Source organism: Micromonospora sp. KC207, from assembly GCF_004348615.1.
In the GTDB taxonomy this organism is placed as follows: domain Bacteria; phylum Actinomycetota; class Actinomycetes; order Mycobacteriales; family Micromonosporaceae; genus Micromonospora.
The window spans coordinates 1-5804 of record NZ_SMKJ01000360.1 but is presented as its reverse complement, the minus strand read 5'-3'; the positions used below and the strand labels follow the sequence as shown (position 1 = coordinate 5804).

At 71.4% G+C, this 5804-nt stretch carries 5 protein-coding genes and 2 pseudogenes; 3 read left to right on the top strand and 4 right to left on the bottom strand.

What is annotated here, in order from left to right; all coding sequences use genetic code 11:
* Both E1258_RS35615 and E1258_RS29090 read right to left on the bottom strand, forming a co-directional pair.
* Positions 1-1030, bottom strand: a pseudogene (locus E1258_RS35615) (transposase); the annotation flags it as partial.
* 467 nt (positions 1031-1497) lie between these two features.
* On the bottom strand, positions 1498-2016 hold the full coding sequence (locus E1258_RS29090) for a DedA family protein (RefSeq protein WP_132406743.1): 519 nt from the start codon (positions 2014-2016) through the stop codon (positions 1498-1500).
* A gap of 150 nt (positions 2017-2166) precedes the next feature.
* Here E1258_RS29090 and E1258_RS29085 point away from each other — a divergent pair, with 150 nt between their 5' ends.
* Complete coding sequence (locus E1258_RS29085; protein WP_132406741.1) at positions 2167-3351, top strand: sensor histidine kinase; 1185 nt, start codon at positions 2167-2169, stop codon at positions 3349-3351.
* Positions 3348-4046, top strand: coding sequence for a response regulator transcription factor (locus E1258_RS29080; protein WP_132406739.1), 699 nt, complete (start codon positions 3348-3350; stop codon positions 4044-4046). Before E1258_RS29085 ends, E1258_RS29080 begins: the two co-directional genes overlap by 4 nt.
* Here E1258_RS29080 and E1258_RS29075 read toward each other — a convergent pair.
* Both E1258_RS29075 and E1258_RS29070 read right to left on the bottom strand, forming a co-directional pair.
* Positions 3989-4633, bottom strand: a complete 645-nt coding sequence (locus E1258_RS29075; protein ID WP_243715763.1) for a class I SAM-dependent methyltransferase — start codon at positions 4631-4633, stop codon at positions 3989-3991. The two genes, E1258_RS29080 and E1258_RS29075, sit on opposite strands and share 58 nt — an antisense overlap.
* Positions 4634-4853: 220 nt before the next feature.
* Positions 4854-5341: pseudogene (locus E1258_RS29070) on the bottom strand (enoyl-CoA hydratase-related protein); the annotation flags it as partial.
* A gap of 47 nt (positions 5342-5388) precedes the next feature.
* Here E1258_RS29070 and E1258_RS29065 point away from each other — a divergent pair.
* The coding region (locus E1258_RS29065) for a transposase (protein WP_132406737.1) at positions 5389-5804 on the top strand (416 nt) is incomplete at its 3' end.

The window sequence follows — 5804 nt, the reverse complement described above, 5'->3', positions numbered from 1 at the left end:
GCGTAGGAACGCCTGCCAGCAGCGGTCGACATCGGCGGGGGTGGCGCTGACCGTGGAGGACCACAGCCATACCGGTTTCGGGTTCCGGTCGCCGGGCAGGTGATCAACCTGTAGCCGGATGAGCCTGCCCTCGATGACCGGTAGGTCGTGAGTATGGTCGATCCAGCTGGTGCGGCGGGTGAGTCTCGGATGCAGCCGGTCCCAGCTGGTGGCGTGCGCGGTGCCGTATCGGCTGGTGTCGGTGGTGGTGCGCTGGTGCGGCGTCGGCCAGGTGTCGGGGTTGTCCAGGCGGAATTCGGGGCCGTGTTTGGGTGGGCGACCGGTCGTTTCTGGCGTTCGGGGTGGCTTGGGCAGGCGCAGGACCCGGTCGGCGCGGATTCCGGCCGATCAGCTGTACGGGCAGGTCCGCCAGGACGTGGGCGAGGCGGGTGACGTCGTAGCCGGTGTCCATGACGATGGCGATGCCCGGGTCACCGTCGCGCCAGTGACCGGCGGCGGTCAGCCGGTCAATCACGGTGTGGACCTGCTGGGCGGTCACGGTGGCGTCGTCGGTGGGCCCGAGGCGTCGCGCGTCCAGAACCGCGGTCCACGAGGTGCGTCCTGGCTCCAGGGCGGCGACGATCGAGTAGGGCCAGCCCGGGATCATCTGGGCCTGGCCCCTGGCCCGGCCGTAGGTGTGACAGAACAACCTGTCCGCGCTGGTGGGCGCGGCCGGACGCAGCCAGTTGGTGACATCGACCGCGAGCAGGATCCGCCCGTCACCAGTACGTGGCACTGGCAGGCCCGCCAGGGCGGTGCGGAGCCGGTCGATGTCGATGCGGCCGTTGTTGAGACCGTCGTACAAGGCGCCGTGGCCTCGCCTGTGTTCGGGCGTCAGTGTCAGGTCGACCAGGCTGTGCACCGGACCGTCCACGCACAAGGCCGCGTCGGTGAGTTCGAACAACGCGTCCGCCCGTCGAATCAGACACCGGTAGAAGTCCCGACGAAAGCATGCCAACACCGCCGCCGCGTCCGCGACCGACTCGGTCACGGACGGGTCGGGTGGCACCAATCTGCCCAGGTAGTCCAGAATCGTGGCCAGGGCCACCGCCTTGGTCTTCGTATCCCGCCAGGGATCAGAAGATCATCGAGCGGTGGCCGTCTTCCGCCGCGACGACGCGCCGAATCCACACAGGATCATCGACACCGGCCCGCCGCCGAGGTTAAAGAACAAGCTCAGACCCGACACAACCTGACCATTCAAGATCTGTAAGCGCTTGTCGTTCTGCGCGTCGCGTAGCTACGACTCGTGCGAACATGACCGATGCAGACCGCAAGCGGCTGTGGGTGCGCGGGTCGGCGATTCGGGGCCGCCCGACCTGCTACGGGCGGGGGCAAGTGAAGCGTCGCGCAGGCCCCGCAAGCCGCCCGGGGAACTAATGCCGGCTGAGTTGATCTGTTCAGTTCCAGATTGTTGGATTGGTCCTATTTGCTTCGCCCGCTGGCGTGCGCTCGGCTTTACCCGATGGCCGCGCCGGAACCGGCGGCGTAGCCGATCAGGATGGTGCCGGGTGCCCACACCGCGACGGCGACCGCGTCGTACACGAGGAACCGGCGATAGCGCATACCAGCTACGCCGGCCACCCGCGGTACGAGCGTGCGTACGAACGCGGTGCACCGGCCGATCGTGACGGCGATCCCGCCGCGCCGCACCAGGTGCTCGGCACGCCGCCAGCGCCGGCTTCCGATGCGCCGGCCCAGTCGACCGGTGCGCAGCCGGGGGCCGGTGATACGGCCCTCCCAGTAGCCGACCGAGTCACCGAGCAGCGCGGCCAGCACCGCGACGGCGGTCGTCACCGGCAGGTCCAGCGTGCCGGTGGCCGACAGTGCGCCGAGTGCCAGCATGACCGACGCGGCCGGCACGAACGCGCCGAGAAGCACCCCGACCTCGGCCGCGATCAACAGCGCACCGGCGGCGTAAACGGTCACCGGTGGTAGCTGCGACCCCCGCTCCACCAGCCAGGTTCCCAAATCCATTTGTCAACCGTAGGCGGACCGGAGGGCGCCTGGCCTCGATCGAGCGGGCCCGGACGCGGCCGGCCCGGCGGCCCGGCCGGCCGGTGGATCGAGGCACGCCGGCCGATCGAACGAGACCCGTCGACTGGGGGTGGTCCGTATCGTCGCGGTGTGGACGCGACAGCCCGCCGGCCAGCCCGCCCGACGTGGCGCCCGGTGCTGCTGTGCGTCACGGTCGGCACCATGGTCGCCGTGGTGAACGCGCTGTTCGACTGGCCGATCGGGACGGCGGAGCGGTGTATCGTGATCGCCCTGGCCGTCGCGAGCGGCCTGCTGCTCGGCGCGCTGCCCAGGTGGCCGCTGGTCGCGGTCGGCGCCGAGGCGGTCGCGCTCGTGACGACCACCCGGTTCTCACCCTTCACCAATGCCGCAGCGCTGCTGTTCCTCCTCGTCGCGCTCGGCGTGCTCGGCCACCGCGCGCGCTGGCCGGTCACGCTGGCCGGTGCGGTCGCGACATACGCCGCGCTGGTGGTGCAGGCGTCGTTCGGCAGTGACATCGACGCGCCGTTGGCGACGCTGCTCGGCGTGACGGCCCTGCCCGTGGTGGCCGGCCGCTACCTGGCCGGCGTGCAGCGGGCCCGGCAGGTGGCCGAGGAGCGGGCCGCGGAGGCCGAGGCGCGCCGCACCGCCGAGACCCATGCGGCGCGGCTGGCCGAGCGGGCCCGCCTCGCTCGGGACCTGCACGACATCATCGCGCACCACGTGGGCGCGATGACACTGCGGGCCAGCGTCGGCACGCTCGCGCTGGACAGCGGCGGTGACCCGGCGGTGGCCCGCGCCGCGCTCGTTGACGTGGCCACGACCGGGCGTCAGGCGCTGGACGAGCTGCGCGGCGTGCTGGCGGTGCTGCGTGACCCGGACGCGGTTGACGCGGGCGAGGGGTCGGCGTTGGTGACCGACCCGGAGGCGACACTCGTCGACGCGGTCGACCGGTTGCGCCGGGCGGGCGTGCCGGTCACCGCCGAGGTCGACCCGCGGCTGGCCGACACCTCGCTGCTGGTTCGCACCACGGTGGTCCGGGTCGTGCAGGAGGCGTTGACCAACGTCCTCAAGCACACCGGCCCCGGCACCGAAACCACGGTCGGCGTCACGGTTTCCGGCACCGGCGCGGTGCGCGCGGTGATCGAGAACGCGCCGCCGTCGGGGCCGGGACCGACGCGGCTTCCGGTATCCGGTCAGGGGCTGGACGGGATGCGGCAGCGGGTCGCCGTGCTCGACGGCACGCTGACCGCCGCCCCGACGTCCCGGTTGGGATGGCGGGTCGAAGCGAACCTGCCCGGGAAGGGGCAGTCATGATCCGTGCGTTCGTCGTCGATGATCAGGGCCTGGTCCGGGCCGGCATTCGGGTCCTGCTCGATACCGCACCCGACATCGAGGTGGTCGGGGAGGCGGCCGACGGGCACAACGCGGTGCGGCTGGTCGAGCGGCTGCGCCCGGACGTCGTGCTGATGGACATCCGCATGCCCCGTGTCGACGGCATCGAGGCGACCAGGCGGTTGCTGGCCGCGGCACCGTTGACGAACGTGCTCATCCTCACGACGTTCGCCGACGACGACAGTGTCTACGGCGCGCTGAGCGCCGGTGCGGTGGGGTATCTCGTCAAAGACGGCGAGCCGGCCGACATGCTCGATGCGGTGCGCCGGGCCGCGCGCGGCGAGCCGCTGCTCGCACCGTCCGTGCTCGCCCGCGTCGTCGACCGGGCCCGCCGCTCGCATGCGGCCGACCGGGACGGTGACAACGAGCAGCCCGACGCCGCGGCCCTGGCCGCGCTCACCGCCCGCGAGCGCGACGTGCTCAGCCTCGTCGGCGTCGGGCTCTCCAACGCCGAGATCGCCCGATACCTGAACGTCGGTGTGACGACGGTGAAGACGCACATCGTGGCGCTGCTGGAGAAGCTCGGTGCCCGAAACCGGGTGCAGGCCGGCATCCTCGCTCACCGGCTCGGACTCGTCGACGAGCAGTTCCGTCCACGTCGGGAGCCGGCGGACTGACGCCGCGGCCGGCGCGCGTGGTAGACCAGCGCCGGTGGCAGGTTCGCCCATACCGTGCGGCCGGCCACCACCTCCTCGAAGACGCCGGTCAGCCGGTTCCGCAACCGCCGGGCGGGGCTGGTCCAGCTCGCGTGCAGGTACGCGAACGTGGTGAACGCTCCGTGCGGTGCCATGCCGGCGGCGATCGCCGCCATCGTCCGGTCCACCAGCGCGGCGGGCAGCACCGCCCAGGGCAGCCCGCTCACCACCACGTCGGCCGGTGGCAGCCCGTACGCGGTGAGCACGTCCGGCAGCTCGTCGGCGGCCGCCGCCACCACGTCTACCAGCGGAAACCGGCGCCTCAGCAGCTCCGTGAACACCGGGTCGACCTCCAGCGCCACGTGGCGCCCTCGGCCGCCAAGCCGGCGCTGGATCAGCTCGGTGAACGCGCCGGTGCCTGGCCCGAGCTCGACCACCACAGGATGGCCGGTGTCCGGCACCGGCGCGGTGGCCCGCCACGCGAGCCGCGACGAACTCGGTGCCACCGCGCCGACGCGCCGCGGGTTTTGCAGGAACCGGCCCAGGAACAACGCCGTCTCTATCGTCACGACGCGCACGCTACGAGTCGGCACCCGGCCGGTGCCTCGATCGGTTGGCCGCAGCGTCGACCGGTCGATCGGTACGCGGGCCTGGTGAATCTCGTTGTCGCCTGGATGAGGTCCGGCTGCGAGGGGTGCCGGCAGGGCGGCCCCTTCTCCACGTTTCTCCGCGAGGTGGAGGGAGGCCGCCCGTCGCCCCCCCGGCCCGCCTGACCTTGGGTTGCCCGCCCTACCGGCCGTGGAAGCGGGCGGGCCGTCTCTCCAGGAACGCGCGCATGCCCTCGGCCTGATCCTCGGTGGCGAACAGGGCATGGAACGCGCGTCGTTCGAAGAGCAGCCCCTCCCGCAGACCGACCTCCTGGGCCCGGTCCACCGCCTCCCGGGCGGTCATCACGGCCAGCTTGCCGTAACCGGCGATGGTCTCGGCCACGGCCGTCGTCTCGGGCAGCAGCCGATCGGCGGGAAACACCCGGGCGACCAGGCCGGCGCGTTCGGCCTCCTCGGCATCCATCAGCCGACCGGTGAGGTCGCCTTAGACCTGCCGATGAGTCTGGTCAGTCGCTGGGTGCCGCCGATACCCGGGATGACACCGAGCTTGATCTCCGGCTGGCCGAACCGGGCGGTGTCCGCAGCGAAGATCAGGTCGCACATCATCGCCAGCTCGCAACCACCACCCAGGGCGTGACCGGCGACTGCGGCGATCTTCGGCGTACGTAGTGTGGGCTTGACCCGGTTTGGCGGACATCCCAGCTCAGAGGGGCTGTGTGCTCCTCGGGAGGATGTTCATCATGGAAGGCATGGGTAAGAAACCACGTCGGCCGCGTCGGGCGTTCACGCCGGAGTTCAAGGCGGAGATCGTCGAGGTGTGTCGACGGGGTGACCGTACGGTCGGTCAGGTCGCGAGGGACTTCGACCTGACCGAGACCGCGGTACGTGAGTGGGTCAGGCAGGCCGATCTCGATGCCGGCACCCGGTCGGATGGGTTGACCAGCGACGAGCGGGAGGAGTTGGCGCGGCTGCGACGGGAGAACCGCCGGCTGCGGGAGGACGTGGACATCCTCAAACGGGCCACGGCTTTCTTCGCGAAGGAGACCCATCGCCAGCTACGGATGGGATTTCCGGGGAGGGGTTGTCTTCCCGGTCGTGCTGCTGGTGGCGATGTGGACGTCGTAGCGGCTGT

Excerpts from the sequence above, each read along its gene's own strand:
- E1258_RS29080 (WP_132406739.1), top strand. The coding sequence starts at position 3,348 with ATGATCCGTGCGTTCGTCGTCGATGATCAGGGCCTGGTCCGGGCCGGC.
- E1258_RS29090 (WP_132406743.1), bottom strand. The coding sequence starts at position 2,016 with ATGGATTTGGGAACCTGGCTGGTGGAGCGGGGGTCGCAGCTACCACCG.